Raw genomic sequence first — 20,220 nt, 5'->3', positions numbered from 1 at the left:
AAGCTACAATGTTTAGTCGAGATCAGTAGGTGCTATTACTAAGTGTTTACTGAAAGGAATAGTGTTTTTAACTTTGGAACAAACTACATGAAATGCGTTTGCTTAATACTCTCTCTTTTATCCTTTAACCTTTATGCTGCAGCGGTCAACGTTGTGGTCACTGATGTAAAGCAACAACAGCTCGAACGAACGCTGTCTTTAACGGGCTCAATTAGTGCAGCACAACACGCACAAGTGTCAAGTTTAACCGATGGTGTAATAACTAAGATCTCAGCTGAAGCCGGAGATATTGTTGAAGCAAATGCTGTACTGCTGAGTCTCGATGCCGCTTTAGTAAAAGCTGAGCTGAAAAGCGTAGAAGCAGCACTTGAGCGCGCCAAGGTCGATCGCAATAATGCGATAAGATTGGTAAAAGAAGCACAGTCTCTGTCGCAGCAAAAATTATTTGCGCAAACTGAGCTTGCTGACAGAGAGTCTAAGTTACAAGCATCAGAAGCAACTCTTTTAGAAGCACAAGCTAAGATAGCTTATCAGCGAGAGCTCGTTAACCGCCATCAATTAAAAGCGCCTTTTACGGGGGTCATAGCAAGGCGCGCGGTTAATTTAGGTGAGTGGGTGACGCGTGGACAAACGGTGTTTGAATTAGTGAGTAGTGATGTTTTGTGGCTCGATTTGCAAGTGCCACAAGAATACTTTCAGCTTATTAACCTTGGCCGTGTCGTTAATTTTAGTGTCGCAAGCGCGCCAAGTGTGCTGCATCAAGCTCATGTATTGGCAAAACTTCCGGTAGTTGACAAAACCAGTCGCTCGTTTCTATTAAGATTGGCAATTCCAAAAGATGCGCAGTTGCGTGTCGGCGCATCGGCTACGGCAAAACTGCCGCTAATTCGAGCACAAGACCACAGTGTGATTATTCCTAGTGATGCGATTTTGCGTCATCCCGACGGTGGGTTCAGTGTCTTTGTGGCCGTTGACGGTCAAGCAAAGCGGTTAAACGTTCAAATTGGTGAGCGAATTAATGGTCATATTGAAGTTTTATCTGGCTTAGAGATAGGGCAACAAGTGGTGGTTGAAGGCAATGAGTTACTGCAAGAAGGCCAGGCATTAAACATTGTACCGAGATTATAGGAGCGGGTGATGTTAAGAGCCAGTGTAAATCACGCCATTTTAGTTGCTGTCACGGTATTGATCTGTTCGATATTGGGCATTGTTGCGGCGTTTAAAATTCCGGTGCAAATGATCCCAGATCTTGAAGTAAGAACCATCACTGTGGTGACCAATTGGCCCGGTGCCACGCCGCAGGATGTTGAAAAAGAAATACTTATAGAGCAAGAAAGGTATCTTCGCTCACTTGCGAATCTAACTCGAATGTCCAGTTATGCCAATACTGGTGAGGCAGAGATAGAGCTTGAGTTTCCATTTGGTGTCGACGTCAACGAAGCGCTCATAAACGTGAGTAATGCGTTATCTCAAGTGCCAAATTATCCTGAAAACGTTGACCAGCCGGTGTTATACAGCAGCGCGTTTTCGAGCAATGCCTTTATGTTTTTTAATCTAAAACCACAACCGGGGAACCCACTCAATCTTGATATTGATATGCTTCGCGATTATGCCGAAGACTTTATTCGTCCAGAAATGGAAAGGGTCAGCGGAGTATCACAGGTTGGTGTGCGTGGTGGTGCACTCTATCAAGTACAAATTTTGGTAGATCAAGAACAACTGGCGAGCCGTGGAATTAGCTTAGTTGATGTTAGAAATGCAATACGCAGTCGTAACCAAGATGCCTCTGCCGGCGATATAGACAGCGGTAAACGGCGTTATTTACTGCGTATGGTCGGCCGCTTTGAGTCAGCTAAAGCGCTAGAAGAGCTGGTAGTCAGTCACCGTGCGGGCACTACAATTAAGCTCAAAGACATCGCTCAGGTAAAGCTTGATCATTATGAAGTGCGGGATATTGCCTATAACAATGGCGAGCGAGCCTTAATGCTCTCGGTGAGACGAGAAAGCGGTTCTAACGTTATGGCCATTAAAGAAGAAATGATGGAGGTAGTGGCTCGTATCAACCGTGACATGCTCGCAAGTAATGGACTACAACTGACTCTATTGAGCGATGATGTTCGTTACGTTAAAGGATCTGTTGAAAATGTTTGGACTAATTTAGCGCTGGGTGCGGTGCTTGCGACTCTGGTGATGTTTTGGTTTTTAAAGAGCCCACGCTCGACCTTTATTGGTGTGATGGGCGTTCCAATTTGTACCATCGCGGCATTTTTGGGTCTGTTGCTATTTGACAGAACGATCAACGTGATTTCCCTCGCCGGCGTTGCGTTCGCCATTGGCATGACGGTTGATAACACCATTGTTGTACTTGAGAACATAGAGCAAGCCAGACGCCGAGGTCTCGACAAACTTCAAGCAGCTATTACCGGAGTTCAAGAGGTATGGCCTGCGGTGCTCGCTTCAACCCTGACCACAGTGTTGGTATTCGCACCTATTTTATTTATTCAGCAAGAAGCCGGACAGCTTTATTCCGATGTCGCAATTGCGATTTCTGCCGCAATCATCGCTTCTATGTTGGTAGCCTTGTTTGTGGTGCCTGCGGCAAATGCAAATTTTGCCTGTAAGGAGATCTCCAGTGGCATGTTGTCTACGCCTAAACTGCCAACGTTTATTCCGGCGATGTTATCAAGTTCACGTGCTCGCATAGTGTGTATTGTATTCGGTAGTGTGTTGTTACTCGGTGGGGCGTGGTTATTTATGCCTAAAGCTGAATATTTGCCGGAGGGAGAGGAGCCAAAAGCGTTCTCTATGATGATAGCGCCTCCGGGCTATAACCTCAGCCATATGCAAAAAATTGGTGATGAACTACTTCCTTATTTAAACAAGCATTTGGAAAACGATGACAGCGATTTTGTATCAGGTAAAACGTCCTTGCCACCTTTAAAGTATTATTCGATGTCTGTTGGTGTTGGTAGCATTTGGTTATTGAGTGAACCATACAACCGTGAATACATCGATGAAATGATGGAGGCAATCACGACCAAGTTTAGAAGCTACCCAGGAATGCGTGCATTTTCTTCACGAGGCTCGATTATCTCAAGTAATGATGGCGGTTCAAGAGCGGTCGCTTTGGATATTAGCGGTACAGATCAAACGGCGCTCTACCGGGCGGCAGATGCAGTGTATCGGTTAGCGGGGGAGGTCTTTGATAATCCACAAGTGGATTCTGCACCATCTTCTCTGACACTCGACCAACCGCTAATAGAAATTCAACCAAGGTGGCAACGGTTGGCTGAAGTGGGTATGAGTGCAGACGAACTCGGCTATACGGTCGCAGCCTTGAGTGACGGCGCTTATGTTGACGAGTTGATTTTAGACGATGACAAAGTAGACGTCTTTTTATTTTCTGAGTCGGGTAATCAGCAAAGTCTTTCGCAATTAGCGCAATCTCCGGTTGTGACCAAAGCTGGTCTGATCCCGCTGAGCGCTTTGGCCGATTTACGAGAAAAAGCAGACAGTGATAGTTTGCGTCGAGTTGATGGTCGTAGAACCGTGACTGTATATATTATTCCGCCAAGAAATGTTGCGCTAGAAGAAGCACAGGAATTAGTAAGAACGGAATTATTACCGCAGCTTCAGAGGCAGGGCGATCTGCTTCTTGGTGTCAATGTGAGTATCGGTGGCGCTGCCGACCAACTAGACAAAACCAAAGAAGCGCTGGGCAGTAATTTTGTCGTTGCATTAGCGCTGTGTTACTTATTACTTGTCGCAATCTTCAAGCATTGGGGCTATCCGCTATTTATTATGGCAACAGTGCCGCTTGGCATGGCAGGGGGATTACTTGGACTAATTGCTATTAATGGCATTGGTAGCATAACAGGCACTTTCCACCAGCCTTTTGACATGATCACCATGCTCGGCTTTTTAATCTTGTTAGGGACTGTGGTGAATAACCCTATTCTGATTGTCGATCAAAGCCGCAGAAACCTTGAGAGTACCGCGATGAGTGTGTACGAGGCGGTGATCTCCGCGCTACAAACGCGATTAAAACCGATTGTGATGTCAACGATGACAACCCTATGCGGTCTTGCGCCATTGGTATTCATTCCAGGAGAAGGATCTGAGCTTTATCGAGGCGTTGGCATGATAGTGCTTTGTGGTATTGCTATGGCAACTATCGTTACACTCACCATTTTACCGGCGCTATTAGTCAGCTTTTTAAAACGGCCGATAGAGAGTTCTGTAAGCAAACTTTAACCACATATTAATCACACTGTGGATATTATGAATGCCTTGCTTTAACGTTTCTGTTCAGCAGGGCATTTTTTATTGCTAAGTTGTATGGAAGCTTGAATTTCTAGGTTTTGCCCACAGTAAAATAAGATGCGTACAGGTTTATATAATAAAAAGAGCACAACATGACAAATAACATACGCTCTGCAATTATCGCTGAGGGCGGAGGTCAAAAAGGCATTTTTACAGCGGGCGTGCTGGATGCTTTTCTTGAGAAAAAATTTACGCCTTTTGATTTAAAAGTGGGTGTCTCCGCGGGTGCACAAAACCTCGCAGCCTATTGTGCTCGCGCAAGTCAATATGCGCAAACTGCTATCGAATCTCTGACGACGGAGCAGCAGTTTTTCCGTCCCGCGCGATTTTTTACCGGTGGTAATGTCATTGACTTGGATTGGTATTTTCAACAAGTAGAGCACAGCGGCAAAGTACGGTTTCCAACTGAGCCTAACCACCTCACGCCGGAAAGTAACTTTTATGCGGTTGCAAGTCACTTAGACTCGCTTGAGCCACATTATTTGCATACCTGGCACGATAACATGTTTACCCATTTAAAGGCTTCTAGTGCAATCCCTTTTTTATATCGTCCAGGCGTTAAAGTTGCGGGTCACGGCATGATGGATGGTGGTGTAGGCGATCCTTTACCCGTACGCTGGGCACACAGTCAAGGGGCAAAGACTATTTGGGTGATCAGAACCATTGAGGCACATGACGATGGCAAAATGCCTGTGCTTGAGCGCTTAAAGCCAATCATGCGACGCGTTAATCAATCTCCTCGAATGTTTGAAATGTATCATCACTATCAAAGTCGTTATGCCGATGCGGTTAACTTTATGAATTCACCACCAGAAGATGTTAACGTCATTCAAATAGCGCCCAATAGACCACTGGAATCTATGATTTTAGGCTCAAGCCCAGAGACCTTAAAGTCAGATTATAAATTGGGATTTGAACTTGGATTAAAAGCGGTAGATAAATGGCGAGATATGCTTGAAGTAAGTGTAATGTGACAAGCAAGTCTCAGGTTGAGACTTGCTAAGTATTGTGTGCGTTTAAGACTTACGAATTGAAATAGAAGTCGCTTCAATATCAATTCGGCCGTCTTTAAACAAACCACCGATGGCTTTTTTAAAGTTAGCTTTAGAGGTAGAGAAAGTACGCTTGATTGCGTCAGGATCTGACTTATCGCCTAGCGGTAAATAGCCCCCACTTTCTTCGAGCTTGCTATAAATGATTTCCGCAAGGTCTTTAACCTTACCAATACCCGGCTTTTCTAACACGATATCAATCTTATCTTCGTCATGAACTGCTTTTACAAAGCCCTTCATGCGCTGACCAATATACATCCGCTTAAATACATCATTGAAAAAGACCAATCCAAAGTGTTTTTCATTGACTATCACTTTATAGCCAAGATCGGTTTTTGCCGCGACGATTAGGTCTACTTCTTCGAATTTTTCGTACTCGGCTTTTGATTTACTCAAAAATTTACCCAACGCACTAGACGCACAAATACGCTTACTGGCGTTGTCTAGGTAAAGCCTAACCAAATAGCTATAGCCGTCGCGCATTTTCGGTTTTTGTTCATTGAAAGGCGCTAACACGTCTTTTTCAATACCCAAATCCATAAAAGCACCAACCTTATTGATCTCTTTTACGCGAAGCAGGGCAAACTCACCGACTTGTGCAAGTGGCTTTTTGGTTGTTGCCGTTGCGTGTCCCAAGTTATCTAAATAGATAAATACTTCAACAGAGTCACCTTCTTCGGTGTGCTTTGGCACCTCTGCTCGAGGAAGAAATACGTCACCAAGCTCACCACCGTTTAAATAAGCCCCTTCAGCGGTAAGCTCTTCAATGGTTAACATTTTGATTTGACCTAACATGATTATTCCTCGTCAGTTTGTGGTTTTGGTTTGCGACGCATCGGCATAGTACCGTCAATATCAATCGGTGGCGGGACCACTTTTCTCGGTTTTGACTTTTTCACCGGCTTTTTCTTAGGTTTACTTGTTTGCTTTGGCGCAGACTCTGCAGGGCGGTTTTTACTCTGCTGCGGTTTTTGCTTAAGTCCTTTGAATTTACCAACAAGACCGGGGACTTCTTCAAAACGTAGTGGCTCATCAAGATAGTTTTTGATTGCCACATAGCTATCCCAATCTTTGGGGCCAACAAATGAAATCGCAGTGCCTTTAAACCCGGCACGTCCTGTACGACCGATACGGTGGACATATTCTTCTGCCTGCTTAGGCAAGTCAAAATTCATAACATGGGTAACAGAGAGCAAATCGAGACCACGAGAAGCAACGTCTGTGGTAACAAGTACTTTATAGATACCACGGCTGAAGCTTTCCATAATGTCTAACCGCTTATTTTGCGGCATATCGCCCGACAGCGATACCGCCTTAATCGACATTTCATTTAGCAGTTTGCTTAATCGGTCTGTATCGCCGCGGGTCGCGGTAAAGATAATGCATTGTCCTACCTCATCTTGTGTGATGAAGTGCTTAAGCAGCGCTTCTTTATGATCTAAATGATCGGCAAAGTAGAGTGCTTGCTTTATGTCTTCATGCTGCTGGTGGGCATTGCTCAACATAATACGCTTTGGCGATTTGAGTAATTGACGTGACGATGCTTCAACTTGAGTATGGTCTAGTGTGGCTGAAAATAGCAGCGTTTGTCTTTGGCGGTGATCTGCAGAGTCATTAATGACGTCCAACTGTTTTTCAAAGCCAAGGTCAAACATACGATCTGCTTCATCAAAAATAAGTAGTTCAAGACCGCCTAAAAATAATGAGCGATTTTCAACGTGATCGGCAATACGACCAGGAGTCCCCACCACAAAATGCGGGTCGCGGCGTAGCGCTTTTACCTGATCATTGTAGTTTTCACCACCCAAAATCTTACAGACTTGAATATTAGTGCCAGCACACAGTGCACGACACTCAGAGAACACTTGAGTCGCGAGTTCACGAGTTGGGGCTACGATAACAACGCGAGGATCGCGTTTGCTCAGCGCTTTTTGTTTCATTACACGCTGTACGGCAGGCAGCAAGAAGGCTAGGGTTTTGCCAGAGCCTGTTTTAGACTGCGCAAAAACATCGTGGCCAGCTAGAGCCGTTGGGATGGCATGCGCTTGGATCTCGGTCGGTTCCGTGATCCCTTGGTGAGCCAGTTGTTGTTCTAGGCGCGTATCTATCCCAAGTTCAGTGAATCTCAAGTCAATTTCTCCAAGTCTTGAATTTTAAAAACACGAGATTATACCAAAGCATAGACGCTATCGGATATAGAATTTGTGTTTTTTGCATTTTAATCAAAAATCCGTAAAATACGCGCCTCAGCGCCGGGTTTGCGACTCGGTTTTCGTGCTTTACACATCGTCATGCTTAATGTGTAAGCTAATCAAAGCTTAAATCTAGGAAAATACAATGTCAGAACAATACGTTGTTTGTGCTATGTACAAGTTTGTCTCTTTACCTAACTATCAAGAGATAAGACAGCCACTTCACGATGTGATGGAAGCGAATGAAGTTCGCGGTACGTTATTACTTGCCGAAGAAGGCATTAACGGTACCGTTGCCGGTAAACGTGAAGGCATTGATGCGCTACTTACATGGTTAGACAAACAACCGGGCCTTGATAACATCGTTTATAAAGAGTCGTTCGATGAAACTTGCCCTTTCTACCGCACTAAAGTAAAGCTTAAGAAAGAAATCGTGACCATGGGTGTACAAGGTATCAATCCTAAAGAAGTGGTTGGTACGTACGTAAAACCACAAGATTGGAACGCATTGATTTCAGATCCTGACGTTGTGCTAGTTGATACGCGTAACGACTATGAAATCGAGATCGGCACGTTTAAAAATGCCATCGATCCTAAAACCAAGACTTTCCGTGAGTTCCCTGAGTGGGCGAAAAATAACTTGAACCCAGAAAAACACAAAAAAGTGGCGATGTTCTGTACTGGCGGGATCCGCTGTGAAAAATCAACAGCGTATATGAAAGAGCAAGGCTTCGAAGAGGTTTACCACTTGGAAGGCGGTATTCTTAAATACTTGGAAGATGTGCCAAAAGAAGAAACCATGTGGGAAGGTGAGTGCTTTGTGTTTGATAACCGTGTTGCTGTCGATCATGATTTAAACAAAGGGTCTTACGACCAATGCCATGCTTGTCGTATGCCAATCACGGAAGCAGAGAAGCAACTCGAAGAATATATGGAAGGGGTGTCTTGTCATCACTGCCACAAAGACTTAACAGAAGAGCAAGTTGCACGATTTGCTGAGCGCCAAAAGCAAATTGAACTGGCTAAGCTACGCGGCGAAGGTCATATCGGTCATGAAGCACAGGATGCTATTCGTAAGCGTAAAGAAGAAAAGCTAGCGCAAAAAGAAGCGCAACGTCAAAAACGCTAAAGGCGTATTGTACTCAGAATACATAACAGAGGGACCGGATGGTCCCTTTTCTTTACTAAACCTTTCACTGCCAGCTATTTGTGCAAGCGCCATTCGCTCTGCAAACTTTTCATATTAGGTGTGTAGTCTTTTCTAATTCCCGTTCTCAAATTTTTCGAAACCTATTTCAGGAATCAAATTAAGTTATATTAATCAATTAGATAGAAGTTATCTTCAGATTGGTGTCTTCCTTGCTTATTCAAAGGCTATCGCTGTAAATCTAAAAATTGATTTACGCCGTTAAATTTTCGAAGGAGCTTCATGATGTCAAATACGGTAACCACAATTAATCCTGCGACAGAGCAACCCGTTAATGAATATACGTTAATGAGCTTGGACGAGGCGCAAAAGTCGGTGGACTTAGCCAATGACTGTTATTCATTTTGGAAGAAAACCACATTTACGCAAAGAGCACAAAAGCTAAACAGGCTTGCTGACTTAATTGAGCAAAATAAATCAAAGTTAGTCTCACTGATGACCGAGGAAATGGGCAAAGTGACGGAGCAGGGCGAGCAGGAAGTTTCTTTGTGTGCTGAAATTTGCCGATATACCGCTGAGCATGGCGAAAAAGAATTACAGGATGAACATCGGGTATTTGAGCAGGGACATGCCATTATCACTTACCAACCAATAGGTGTGATCTTAGGAATACAACCTTGGAACTTTCCGCTTTATCAGGTTATTAGATACAGTGTTTCGAACGTGATGGCGGGTAATACCACGGTAATGAAACATGCCTCAAATGTATTTGGAATGGCTAAATTAATTGAAGAATTGTACCTAGAGGCAGGTTTTCCAAAAGGTTGTTACCAGTCACTGTTAATAGACGGCGAGACAGCAAGCGAGTTGATAAAGAACCCACATATTCGCGGGGTTACGTTTACCGGAAGCGATAAAGTAGGTAAGCAAGTTGCAAAACAAGCTGCTGAGCTTTCTAAAAAAACCGTCCTAGAGCTTGGCAGTAACGATGCCTTTGTGGTGCTGGCAGATGCTGATATTAACAAAGCGGTGTCCGCGTGTATTCAAGGTCGTATTGTTAACAACGGTGAAACCTGCGTTGCAGCAAAGCGCTTTATTATCGTTGATGAAATCTATGAGCAATTTAGAGAGGCTTTCGTGGCCGGATTTAAGCAGCTTAAGGTGGGAGATCCAAGCGCAGCAGACACCGACTTAGGTCCAATGGCGCGTAAAGATCTACGTGATGAATTACACCAACAAGTTGAAGCGTCCGTTAAGGCGGGAGCGACTTGTCCACTTGGTGGAGAAATTCCAAAGCAACAGGGGTTTTATTATCCAGTCACCATTTTGGAAGACGTTAAACCCGGTATGCCAGCTTATGATGATGAACTATTTGGCCCTGTAGCGTCGCTGATCCGTGTGCATGATGAGGCTGAGGCAATGATGGTAGCCAATGATTCACGCTATGGTTTAGGTGGCGGCATTTTTTCTGAAGACACTCAACGTGCAACAGAGCTTGCTATCAAAGAGTTTGATACTGGCATGGTGAACATCAATGGCTATTCGTTGGCACAACCAAATTTGCCGTTTGGTGGTGTTAAAGACAGTGGTTATGGTAGAGAGCATGGTGGCTTTGGGATCAAAGAGTTTGTTAACGTGAAAACCGTGATGGTCGCAAGCGCTGAATAACGCTAACCGCTCCTGATGTTAGCTTTTACGCTGGAGCCAGTAATACTGGCTCTTTGCATTTTAAATTGGTTATAATTCGCGTCCATTTTTTACAGCGAGAAAGACACGTGGGCGAAGCAAGCTTAACTACCTTACATTTACTGGCAACCGATCCAAGCGCAGTGGCGCAAGCGGCTGAACTTGCACGTGATGGTCAACTTGTTGCGGTTCCAACAGAAACCGTTTACGGATTAGCAGCAGATGCAAGGCAACCCGATGCGGTAAAAAAAATCTTTGCAGCAAAAGGACGCCCAGCAGATCACCCGTTAATCGTACATCTCGCTGACAAGTCTTTGGTCACTGAGTGGGTGGAAACTTTGCCAGACTATTTTGATGCTTTAGCTGATGCGTTTTGGCCGGGACCACTGACGATCGTTGCCAAAAAGCAAGCACATGTGAGCGATATAGTGACAGGCGGCCACCCAACCGTGGGTATTCGTGTGCCAAATCATCCTGCAATGCTAGCTTTATTGCAGCGCATTAACTCCGGACTTGCTGCGCCTTCTGCCAATCCTTACAAAAAAATTAGTCCAACCACCGCCGAGCAAGTGTTGTTTGGATTGTCTGGCAAAATAGCAGCTGTGTTAGACGGTGGTCCGTGTGAAGTAGGACTTGAGTCGACGATTGTCGATATATCTTCAGCCACACCGAGGATATTGCGAGCGGGCCCTATTACCAAAGCTGCACTTGAAGCGGTGCTCAATATTGAAGTAGATGAGCCTGATGTACACACTGTAGCCGTCCCAGGTAACGTAAAAGCCCATTACCAACCAAGCAAACCGCTTACCCTGTTGTCGACGGAAGAATTAGTTGCTCGCCTAAGCGGCCAGTGCGAAGCGAATACCGGTGTGTTGTATTATTCATCGCAAATTGAGCGAATGCTCTCTGAGAATTCAGCACACAACGAGCTGGTGGATCTCAAACTTGGTGCTGACAAAGCCAAGTATGCGCAGGGCCTTTATCACGGGTTACATCAATTGGACCAATCAAGTGCAACCGAGATTTTGTTGGAAGCACCACCAACAGCGCCCGAGTGGCGAGATGTTAACGATAGACTGATGCGCGCGGCCGCACAATAGTCATGATTTGGCGCGGTAGTCTATTGCGCCTCACTCTCCCTCAATCTTTACATAACTTTACCTTACTTTACATGGGCTTATCTTGCCTTTAAAACGCTGCAAGGCATACTGCATCTTATCGCACTTATCCTGTGTGTTATCGAATAGTTTATCTTGATGTGAGTGATTAACTGTTACACTCAAATATAGCTGAGAACAATGGAAATTATTAAGGTTAATATGTGTAAAGTAACGCGCTTGGTGGTTTTTACGGCCACTATGCTGATAACCAATGCCGCTTTGGCGAAACCTTCGCAAGTGATTGCAGAGCCTATTCAATTTGAAAGCAGTAGCCAGCAAATTCAGGCAGTAGGTAATGCTGAAGCTATTCAATCGGTTATTTTATATCCCGCGATTGGTGATAGGGTGACTGCGGTACATTTTAAACCGGGCGATCAGGTTAAAGCGGGTACTTTGCTATTGGAGCTAGACTCACGCCGCCAAAAAGCGGCGCTTGAAGAAGCTAAAATTCGTCTTGCAGATGCGCAGCGCACCGTCGACCGCCTAACTGATAGCCAAAAGCGCGGCGCTGTTCCAATTAATGAATTAGATAAAGCGGTAACGGACAGAGACTTAGCAAAGGTCGCCTTGAACCAAGCTAAGAATGAATTAGAAGACCGCCAAGTGATCGCCCCTTTTTCTGGCGTAATGGGACTCACCGACGTTGAGGTTGGAGATCGCATTACCACCCAAACCGCGATTGCGAGTATCGATAACTTTGATAAGTTGTATGTTCAATTTGCGGCACCAGAATCGGCGTATGGCATGCTTAAATCGACCGATAGCGTGCTGCTGACACCTTGGAATGATAATTCAACACGGATCGACGCAAAGATAGCGCAAATGGACTCTAGAATAGACCCAACAGCCCGCACACTAAAAATCAAAGCCATCTTTGAAAACCGCAATGACCGTTTTTTGCCTGGAATGAGCTTTAGAGTATCGCTAACGGTATTGGGTGAAGAGTTTGCCGTTATTCCTGAAGCCGCACTGCTTTGGGGCGCAACAGGTCCTTATGTATGGAAAGAAGTAGATGGCAAAGCTAAGCGTATTGATGTGAAAATCCAACAGCGTTTGCCGGGTAAATTGCTGGTATCAGGCGATTTGGCTGCAAGAGAGTTATTAGTTGTAGAAGGGGTGCAACGTCTTCGTCCTGGGCAAGAAATTGCGGTGACGAATGCACTGGCGAAGGAATAAATCGTGACTAAACCGGAGTTACCACAGTTACAAGATTTACCGTCGATGGCCATTCGCCGTCCGGTATTAATCGTTGTATTAAATTTGTTGATTATTATTGCAGGTATTGCTGCTCTTGCCGGCGTTGAAGTTCGTGAACTGCCCGATGTAGATAGGCCACGATTAACGGTGTCTGCATCGTTTCCTGGCGGCTCGCCTGAGACCGTCGACACCGAAGTCACGAGTAAGTTAGAAGGCGCTGTCGCGCGTGTCAGTGGTGTAAAAAGCATTCGTGCACAAAGTGAAGAGAATAATGCGCGGATTGTTGTTGAATTTCGTCCGGGCATTAATCTAGATGATGCAGCAAATGAAACACGCGAATCCGTTTCTCGAGTACAAAGAGAGCTACCTGAAGAAGTTGAGCGGGTGTCCATTATTAAAGCGGATAATGACGCAGAAGCCGTGGTGTCTTTAACTGTAAGTAGTGCCTCCTTAACACTTGAAGGATTGACCGAGCGAGTAGAAAAAGACTTAGCGCCGCAGTTTTTAACTATTCCAGGCGTAGCCGATGTGCGCCTGAACGGCGATAGAGAGCGAGTGCTGCGCGTAAGGCTGGATCCCTTAAAACTAACAAGCTTTAATCTAACCGTTCCTGATGTTGCTGCAGCGCTTAGACAAGCCCCGTTTGATGTACCTGCGGGCAGTTTAAAGTCAGACGATCAACAGCTGATTGTCCGTGCTGATGCCACTTCTGTAACCGCTGAGCAGGTGAGTGATATCATCATTCGTGGTGAAACTCGGGTGGGGGATATTGCCTCTGTGTATTTTGGACCGGCTGATCCTCGCTCTATGGTGAGGCTTGATGGAGAGCCTGTAATTGGTCTTGAGATCATTCGCCAAGCACAGTCCAATACCATTGAAATCTCAGACGAAGTGCTGCAGCTCGTTGATAAGATAAAAGTACGCTTTCCAGATCTGGAGCTATTCGTCACCTCCGATGATGCACAGTTTATTCGCTCATCCGTAGACGAAGTCTTAAGCTCTTTGGTGATAACCATATTGCTGGTGGTATTCACGCTTTGGGTATTTATTGGCTCGTGGCGTGCGACGCTTATTCCAGCTTTTGCAATCCCGGTTGCGCTTATCGGCTCTTTGGCGCTGATCTGGGCGCTTGGCTTCTCGGTTAATATTTTAACCTTGCTAGCACTGGTGTTGGCCACTGGACTTATCGTAGATGATGCGATTGTTGTTAGTGAGAATATTCAGCGTCGTCGTGGCGAAGGGATAGGTCGTCGCGCTGCTGCGGTACTTGGGACAAGAGAAGTCTTCTTTGCTGTAGTTGCGACAACCGCAGTACTTGCTGCGGTATTCGTACCGATTGCTTTTTTACCCTCAACCGCCGGCCGACTGTTCAGGGAGTTTGGTGGCGTGTTAGCTGGTGCCGTGATTATTTCTTCATTTGTGGCCCTGTCATTGGTGCCAGCATTAACATCTAAGTTAAAAGTAAAGCAAGATAGCAAAAAGCATCTATTTTCGAGTATTGGTGTGAAACTCGCAGAAATGTATCGCGGTACGATCCACTGGGTACTTGACCATGCATGGCTAACCTTTGGTGTATTTGTGGTTATTGCGAGCTTATCTGGTGCGCTCTATTCGCAATTGGATAATGAGCTTTTGCCATCTGAAGACAGAGGTAAAATTCGCATTTTCGCAAGAGGGCCTGACGGTGTTGGTCTTAACTTTATGGATAGACAGGCCAAACAGATGGAGGACATCTTATTACCCTTTGTAGAAAGCGGAGAAATAGAGTCAATCTATACGGTTGTCGGTCAGTGGGATCCAAATATCGTGTTCATCACTGTGCCATTAAAGCATTGGGATGAGCGTCATTTCTCGCAACAGGAAATTATCGATAAGATCAGAGGACCGCTTGGTAATATACCAGGTGCACCTGCTCGTGCCTTTGGTGCAAACAGCTTAAACCTAAGAGGCCAAGGTGGTGGTATCGAGCTTGCGCTACTTGGTAACGACTATTTAGAGATTTTTAAAGCAGCGCAACAATTTGCAGCTTTGGTTGAAAAAGAAATGCCAGACGTGGCTCCGGTACAAATCTCTTATCAACCCTCACAACCTCAGCTGCGCGTAAACATTGACCGTCGAAGAGCAGAAGAGCTTGGCGTTAGTTTGAGTGATATTTCAACGACACTTAGGGCAGCCATTAATGGCGATGATGTTGCTGATTTGAATGTTGGCGACCAATCCATACCAATTATGCTGCAAGCTCAAAATCATACCATCAGAGACCCAAGTGATTTGGCCAATCTTTATGTTGGCAGCCGCTCTGGTGCATTAGTTCCGCTAAGTAGCCTTGCCGTTATTGTAGAAGAGGGCGTAGCTGCTGAGCTTGAACGCCATGCTCAGCGTCGTAGTATCGAGCTGGATATGAAACAGCCCGAAGACATGCCTATGGCAGAAGTGGTTGAAAAATTACGAACGCTGGCAGATCAGAGTTTACCTGACAGCGTGACGCTGGCGTTTAAAGGGGAAGCGTTAACCTTTGAAGAAACGGCCAACGAAGTGTTACTTACCTACGTGCTGGCGTTTTTGATTGTGTTGCTCGTACTTGCTGCACAATTTGAAAGTGTAAATAGTGCCGTTGTAGTTATGATCACAGTTCCGTTTGGGATCACCTCCGCCATATTGGCGCTGTATCTTACAGGTACTTCGCTAAACATATATTCGCAAATCGGTTTAGTGATGTTGATTGGTTTAATTGCTAAAAATGCTATCTTGTTAGTTGAGTTCGCAGATCAGTTACGTGATAAAGGACGTTCGGTAAGACAAGCCGTTGAAGAAGCAGCAGTGATCCGTTTACGTCCTATCATGATGACCTTAGTGTCCACATTGCTTGGTGCTTTACCATTGATTTTATCGGTTGGCGCAGGTGCTGAGTCGAGAAATGCAATTGGCTGGGTCGTATTTGGCGGTTTAGGATTAGCGGTTTTCTTTACGCTTTACCTCACACCTGTCGTTTATCTCGGTTTAGCGAGATTTACAAAACCGAGGGCTGATGAAACTAAATTATTAGTGGATGAACTTGATAAAGCTGAAAGTTAAATTCCCCGGGTAAAAATAAAGTGGGGTGAGCGCAGCAATGGCTGCGCTTTTTTTATACAGTGATTAATGTTGTGGTAACACATTCTTTGATACTTTTTGTTGAACTTTTCATTATTTAAACTGTCACAACCGATGTGGTTGTTTTATAGCCAGTATGTTTGCTACTCTAAGACAGTAAATCCTGTTTTCTATAACAATAATAAAAATAACAAGCTAATTGAAAGAAGATGTGCCATGGGTAATTTATTTTTAAAAGAACGGGAAAATTGGACCGCTTGGATTATTTGGAGCTTGATAGGATGCACGGCAACCGTTGCATTATCGAGTTATACCAGTGAGATATGGATGGGGCTATTAGCGCCTATTTTGGTATTAGGATTACTAACAACATGGATGAGTTACACCAAGCGATTTGATTTTTCCAGAGCATTTAAAGTGCTCAGTACCGTTGTGTTGTTTTCATCTATTCCGGTTATCATTGAAAAAGTGCTGCCTGCAAAAAACGCGGTCATTGGTATGATTGACTCAGGGATCATCGTGATTGCAATGGTTATCGCTAGTTGTATTTTTGCTTACATTGCCAAAAGGCCAAAGCAATATTATTGATTATTCGGCTATTATTTGCGCTTTTGAATGCAAAAATCGAAATAGTGCTTTACAACCGATGGATAACTCCATAAAATGCGCGCCAACAACGGAGAGATGGCTGAGTGGTTGAAAGCACCGGTCTTGAAAACCGGCATACGTTAATAGCGTATCTAGGGTTCAAATCCCTATCTCTCCGCCACCTCATTCCCAAAACCGCCTCCAAATGGCGGTTTTTTTCGTTTGGAGGCGTGTATGTCTGCGGCTAGTAACATGGCAATAATAAAACATAGTTCTATTTGGATTGTATTTAGTTATTTTTATCTTAGTGGCCTAAACATGGCGCTTACGTTGTCGATTGATTCGCAACAAGACCCTGATATCACAATGACGCTGCTGCATGTTTTTTTATTCAATTGCCTTGTCGGTCATTTGATCACTAAATATGAAAAATCTTGGCCAGAAATCGCCAGTGTGGTTATTGCATTATTTGGTGTGGTTGGATTTGGACACTACTTTGTTGGTAGCTTGGGTGAGTACAGTGATGAGCTTAATATTGGTCTTGTATTATTGCTGCCATTTGCAACCTTTGTGATGAAAAAACTCAAACAATATGCCGAAGAGAAAGCCGCTAGTTAGCGGTTTTTTTGTGTCCGACGAATAGCTTGACTGCTTGATAATCAAGCAGCTCCGGTATCTTGCCTATTTTGGCTGTGATACAATCTAAGGTTCTTGTTAATAAAAAATATGGAAAGACTATGTCTCAATTCAACACAGACGCAGATAAAGCGAGCTACGGTATTGGTTTACAAATGGGTGAGCAACTTAAAGCTAACCCTTTTGAAGGTCTAAACCTTAACTCTGTATTCGAAGGTATGAAAGACGCTTATGCTGGTGACAGCTTCCGCGTTGAGATCCCTGAAATTCAAGCAGCATTTGAGAAGATCAATGCTGAAATCCAACAGCGTCGTGAAGAAGAAGCGAAAGTATTAGCAGCTGAAGGTGTTGCATTTCTAGAAGAAAATGCAAAGCGTGCTGAAGTAACGGTAACTGAGTCAGGTCTTCAATATGAAGTAGTTGAAACTGGCGAAGGTGATAAGCCTGTTGAAGATTCAAAAGTACGCGTTCATTACCACGGTACTCTAATCAACGGTACGACTTTTGACAGCTCTTACGAGCGCGGCCAACCAGCTGAATTCCCAGTAAATGGCGTGATCAAAGGTTGGACTGAAGCACTTCAAATGATGCCTGCGGGTTCAAAATGGCGTTTATACGTACCGCATGAGCTTGCATACGGCGAGCGTGGTGCAGGTGCTGCAATTGCACCTTTCTCAACGCTAATTTTCGATGTTGAGCTACTAGAAGTTCTATAATAGCATCGCGTGATCAAAAAAGGCCTTCTTATATGAAGGCCTTTTTGCGTTTAGCCAAAGCTGCTGAGAACACAACTTTGGTTGTTCGACAAGACTTTAGTAAGTCGCGCTGCCTTTAGTACGAGGGAAGGCAATAACGTCACGTACGTTGCCCATGCCAGTAACATAAGCAACCAAGCGCTCAAAGCCAAGACCAAAGCCTGAGTGAGGCACTGTTCCATACTTACGTAGGTCGCGGTACCAGCTGTAATCTTCTTTGTTTAAGCCCATCTCTTCAAGACGCGCATCTAGCACATCTAAACGCTCTTCACGTTGTGAACCACCAATGATTTCACCAATACCAGGCGCAACGACGTCCATAGCGGCAACGGTTTTACCGTCTTCGTTTTGGCGCATGTAGAATGCTTTGATATCACGAGGGTAGTTTTTAATAACTACTGGTGCATTAAAGTGTACTTCAGCAAGGTAGCGTTCGTGCTCTGATTGTAAGTCTACGCCCCACTCAACAGGGAATTCAAACTCTTTATCACATGCTTTTAGAATTTCGATAGCGTCTGTGTAATCTACCTGAGCAAAGTCTTTATCGATGAATGATTCTAGGCGAGTAATGGCATCTTTTTCGATGCGCTGTGCGAAAAACTCCATATCATCACGTCGTTCGTCAAGTACTGCTTTAAACACATACTTCAACATGTCTTCTGCAAGCGCTGCGATGTCGTTAAGGTCGGCGAATGCCACTTCAGGCTCAACCATCCAAAATTCTGCCAAGTGACGAGAAGTGTTTGAGTTTTCAGCACGGAATGTTGGACCAAAAGTATAGATTTTTGAAAGGGCACTCGCGTATGTTTCACCGTTAAGCTGACCTGATACGGTCAAGAATGCTTCTTTTCCAAAAAAGTCTTCTGAATAGTCTACATCGCCTTTGTCTGTGCGTGGTAGGTTGTTCATATCAAGTGTAGATACACGGAACATCTCGCCTGCGCCTTCACAGTCACTTGCGGTAATGATAGGCGTGCTGATCCACTGGTAGCCACGCTCATGATAAAAACGGTGAATAGCTTGTGCAAGACAGTTACGTACACGCGTAACCGCGCCCATAACATTAGTGCGAGGGCGAAGGTGCGCATGTTCGCGTAAGTATTCAATACTGTGGCGTTTTGCAGCCATTGGGTATGAATCTGGATTCTCAACCCAGCCTAATACCTCAACGCTGTTCGCTTGGATCTCAAAAGATTGACCTTGACCTTGTGATTGTACAAGCACACCAGTCACCGCTACTGAACACCCAGCAGTAAGACGAGTCACTTCGTCATAATTATTCAGCGAATTAGGGACTACGGCTTGAATAGGGTCAAAACAAGAACCGTCATGAACGGCTAGAAATGAAATACCTGCTTTTGAATCACGTCGTGTACGGATCCAGCCCTTTACTGTTACTTGGCTGTCAACCGCAACGGTGCCTGCTAGTAGCTCCGTTATCGCTGTGTGGCTCATCTTTACTCCAAATGATTTATTTTTTATTTGTAAATTAAAAGACAGAGTGTCTTATCGTCATGTAAGCCGTATCTTACCTGCGATGGACAAATAAAAAAACACTAAATGCAAAAAACTGGGCTGAAAAGAATGAGTAAAAGCCATGAAAAAACAGTCGGACTGTGGCATTATGAATGTTCGATGATAAAAATAGCTTTATTAATACTAACAGTGACGTTCAAAACTCGATGAAACAAGTTTTTATTTTGAGGGGTCTACCTGGCTCTGGAAAATCGCATTATGCGCAAACGCTAGCCGACGATCTCGTCTCCGGCGATGAAACACAGTATTTTATCTGTTCAACCGATGATTATTTTCTTAATGAGAACGGCGAGTATCATTTTGAAAAACAACGCCTTTCAGAATATCACAACTTAAACTTAGCGCGGTTTATTAATGCCTTAGCTGAAGGTATCCCTTTGGTCGTAGTTGATAACACCAATATCAAGAAATGGGAGTTTGTTGCTTATGCGTCAGCTGCCGTGGCAATGGGTTATCAAGTGAAAGAAGTCATTGTTGGCGAAATTAAAGATAAGTCCCTACAGCACTTATATGCTAAGCGTAATAGTCATGGCATTGGCTTGAAAACAATTTCAAAAATGGCTCACCTTTTCGAATGGTGATAAAGCTTAGGGTAGAGTAACGCTAACAACGCTCGTGCTTGTTAAACAGGGTAGTATCATATCCGATCTTACAGTTAAAAAGAGCGGGGTTATACTTCACCTTCGAGCAAACAAGAGACGGTCGTCAATGTCAGCTTCTTTCTACATAGCGGCCGTTTAGTCAGCTCATTCTTGCCCCATTTCGATTCAGCAGTGGAATGTGCAACCAACTTTTTTAGCTTCAGTTGACCCAACTTTAGTAATGCTACTGAGTTTCGAAAGGGCTCTGACATTT

Annotated in this window: 16 protein-coding genes and 1 tRNA gene; 13 read left to right on the top strand and 4 right to left on the bottom strand. The window is 44.5% G+C overall.

What is annotated here, in order from left to right:
* Window positions 1–87 precede the first annotated feature (87 nt).
* The 3 genes from NO992_RS04775 (at window position 88) to NO992_RS04765 (ending at window position 5,297) form a co-directional block, all read left to right on the top strand.
* Window positions 88–1,128 (top strand): efflux RND transporter periplasmic adaptor subunit, encoded by a 1,041-nt coding sequence (locus tag NO992_RS04775; RefSeq protein ID WP_371374797.1) that lies wholly within the window; start codon window positions 88–90, stop codon window positions 1,126–1,128.
* A 9-nt stretch (window positions 1,129–1,137) separates the two neighbouring features.
* Window positions 1,138–4,254, top strand: coding sequence for an efflux RND transporter permease subunit (locus NO992_RS04770; RefSeq protein WP_371374794.1), 3,117 nt, complete (start codon window positions 1,138–1,140; stop codon window positions 4,252–4,254).
* A 161-nt stretch (window positions 4,255–4,415) separates the two neighbouring features.
* Complete coding sequence (locus NO992_RS04765) at window positions 4,416–5,297, top strand: patatin family protein (RefSeq protein ID WP_371374791.1); 882 nt, start codon at window positions 4,416–4,418, stop codon at window positions 5,295–5,297.
* A 42-nt stretch (window positions 5,298–5,339) separates the two neighbouring features.
* Here the strand turns inward: NO992_RS04765 and NO992_RS04760 are convergent, their stop codons facing one another.
* Window positions 5,340–6,170, bottom strand: coding sequence for a S1 RNA-binding domain-containing protein (locus NO992_RS04760; protein WP_010379092.1), 831 nt, complete (start codon window positions 6,168–6,170; stop codon window positions 5,340–5,342).
* A 2-nt stretch (window positions 6,171–6,172) separates the two neighbouring features.
* Window positions 6,173–7,504: a DEAD/DEAH box helicase gene (locus tag NO992_RS04755; RefSeq protein ID WP_371374787.1), complete on the bottom strand. Its 1,332-nt coding sequence runs from the start codon at window positions 7,502–7,504 to the stop codon at window positions 6,173–6,175.
* 208 nt (window positions 7,505–7,712) lie between these two features.
* Between NO992_RS04755 and NO992_RS04750 the strand changes: the two genes are divergently transcribed.
* The 9 genes from NO992_RS04750 to NO992_RS04710 all read left to right on the top strand — a co-directional run bounded on the left by NO992_RS04750 (window position 7,713) and on the right by NO992_RS04710 (window position 17,790).
* Window positions 7,713–8,696, top strand: coding sequence for a rhodanese-related sulfurtransferase (locus tag NO992_RS04750; RefSeq protein ID WP_371374783.1), 984 nt, complete (start codon window positions 7,713–7,715; stop codon window positions 8,694–8,696).
* Between the two features lie 303 nt (window positions 8,697–8,999).
* Window positions 9,000–10,382: an NAD-dependent succinate-semialdehyde dehydrogenase gene (locus NO992_RS04745; RefSeq protein WP_371375045.1), complete on the top strand. Its 1,383-nt coding sequence runs from the start codon at window positions 9,000–9,002 to the stop codon at window positions 10,380–10,382.
* Between the two features lie 107 nt (window positions 10,383–10,489).
* Window positions 10,490–11,500 (top strand): L-threonylcarbamoyladenylate synthase, encoded by a 1,011-nt coding sequence (locus tag NO992_RS04740; RefSeq protein ID WP_371374780.1) that lies wholly within the window; start codon window positions 10,490–10,492, stop codon window positions 11,498–11,500.
* 198 nt (window positions 11,501–11,698) lie between these two features.
* Window positions 11,699–12,736 carry an efflux RND transporter periplasmic adaptor subunit gene (locus tag NO992_RS04735; RefSeq protein ID WP_371374777.1) on the top strand — a complete coding sequence of 346 codons (1,038 nt, stop codon included), beginning with the start codon at window positions 11,699–11,701 and terminating at the stop codon, window positions 12,734–12,736.
* 45 nt (window positions 12,737–12,781) lie between these two features.
* Complete coding sequence (locus NO992_RS04730) at window positions 12,782–15,832, top strand: efflux RND transporter permease subunit (RefSeq protein ID WP_172439979.1); 3,051 nt, start codon at window positions 12,782–12,784, stop codon at window positions 15,830–15,832.
* 234 nt (window positions 15,833–16,066) lie between these two features.
* Window positions 16,067–16,438, top strand: a complete 372-nt coding sequence (locus tag NO992_RS04725; RefSeq protein WP_010379077.1) for a hypothetical protein — start codon at window positions 16,067–16,069, stop codon at window positions 16,436–16,438.
* A 90-nt stretch (window positions 16,439–16,528) separates the two neighbouring features.
* Window positions 16,529–16,619 (top strand) — tRNA-Ser (locus NO992_RS04720).
* Window positions 16,620–16,672: 53 nt separating this feature from the next.
* Window positions 16,673–17,056, top strand: coding sequence for a hypothetical protein (locus NO992_RS04715; RefSeq protein WP_010604797.1), 384 nt, complete (start codon window positions 16,673–16,675; stop codon window positions 17,054–17,056).
* Window positions 17,057–17,175: 119 nt separating this feature from the next.
* Complete coding sequence (locus tag NO992_RS04710; RefSeq protein ID WP_010379072.1) at window positions 17,176–17,790, top strand: FKBP-type peptidyl-prolyl cis-trans isomerase; 615 nt, start codon at window positions 17,176–17,178, stop codon at window positions 17,788–17,790.
* Window positions 17,791–17,886: 96 nt separating this feature from the next.
* On the opposite strand, the gene asnS is transcribed toward NO992_RS04710, so the two are convergent.
* Complete coding sequence (gene asnS / locus NO992_RS04705; protein WP_010379069.1) at window positions 17,887–19,284, bottom strand: asparagine--tRNA ligase; 1,398 nt, start codon at window positions 19,282–19,284, stop codon at window positions 17,887–17,889.
* Window positions 19,285–19,511: 227 nt separating this feature from the next.
* Here asnS and NO992_RS04700 point away from each other — a divergent pair, with 227 nt between their 5' ends.
* Window positions 19,512–19,946, top strand: coding sequence for an AAA family ATPase (locus NO992_RS04700; RefSeq protein ID WP_026000942.1), 435 nt, complete (start codon window positions 19,512–19,514; stop codon window positions 19,944–19,946).
* Window positions 19,947–20,035: 89 nt separating this feature from the next.
* On the opposite strand, the gene NO992_RS04695 is transcribed toward NO992_RS04700, so the two are convergent.
* Window positions 20,036–20,220 (bottom strand): hypothetical protein (locus NO992_RS04695; protein WP_371374771.1); only part of this gene is annotated, 185 nt, incomplete at its 5' end.

Source organism: Pseudoalteromonas sp. DY56-GL79 (genome assembly GCF_041414765.1).
Lineage (GTDB): Bacteria > Pseudomonadota > Gammaproteobacteria > Enterobacterales > Alteromonadaceae > Pseudoalteromonas > Pseudoalteromonas piscicida.
Note: the sequence above shows the minus strand (reverse complement) of the source record. Positions and strands in the feature narration are given on the sequence as shown.